This window comes from Neisseria sp. P0013.S005, from assembly GCF_051958425.1.
GTDB lineage: Bacteria > Pseudomonadota > Gammaproteobacteria > Burkholderiales > Neisseriaceae > Neisseria > Neisseria subflava.
This window is the reverse complement of sequence record NZ_JBQCVL010000082.1, coordinates 1-245: the sequence shown is the minus strand read 5'-3', so window position 1 is coordinate 245 and position 245 is coordinate 1. Positions and strand designations below refer to the sequence as shown.

1 pseudogene is annotated in these 245 nt (G+C 57.1%); it reads right to left on the bottom strand.

Annotated elements, in window-relative coordinates:
- Positions 1–245, bottom strand: a pseudogene (locus tag ACTHTA_RS11585) (hypothetical protein); the annotation flags it as partial.

The following is a 245-nucleotide window of genomic DNA, read 5'->3' as shown; positions in this document are numbered from 1 at the left end:
CGTCTTTGATGTTGGTACCGGCTGCAACTTCGGTACGGGCGGCGGCGCTTTGCTGTTTCAGCTGGCTGTAGTTGACGGCGTCGTTGTCATCGGTACCGGCGGCAACATTGGTAATCTTGTTGCCGGCGGCATGGATGCCTGACTTGGTCACACTCGGGCCACCGGTAATGGTGAGGCCGTCTGTATTCAGTTTGCTGTTGCCTGCGGTCACACTGTCAACGGTGATGTCTTTGGCCAGTTTCAGC